General features: G+C 61.7%; 1 pseudogene. It reads left to right on the top strand.

What is annotated here, in order from left to right:
- Nucleotides 1-297: pseudogene (locus AC097P_RS24930) on the top strand (TolC family protein); the annotation flags it as partial.
- Nucleotides 298-441: the final 144 nt, after the last annotated feature.

Below are 441 nucleotides of genomic sequence, written 5' to 3'. Positions count from 1 at the left end.
GCCGAAGCGCAATTGCGTGTGGAGCGTGAGCGGTTGCAGGGTGAAGTGGAAGCTGCCCGCGTGGGCCTGGCATCTGCCCAGACCCAGTTGCAAGCGTCGCAGCAGCGCGCGCAGTTGGCCAGAGAGTCGCGGGCGTTTTTTCAGAAGTCGTATCGCATGGGCGAGACCGACTTGCCCACCCGCTTGCGCATCGAACGTGATGCCTCGGACGCCGAGCGCCAGGCTGCCCGTGCCGGCATAGATCTGGCTGCGGCCCACTCCAGCTTGCGCCAAACACTGGGGCTGTTGCCGGAATAGACCCAGCCCACCAAGGCGCCACCTTGGCACCCCCCCAATTTCAACCCTATTTCCACCCCATTCAACGAAACACACCATGACGAACTTTTTGACACGGCGAAAGCCCTTTTTACTTGCGGTGATCCTGGCAACCGCATCCCTGTT

The organism is Rhodoferax sp. ZS1R8 (genome assembly GCF_056521325.1).
This window is presented reverse-complemented; position numbering and strand designations above follow the sequence as displayed.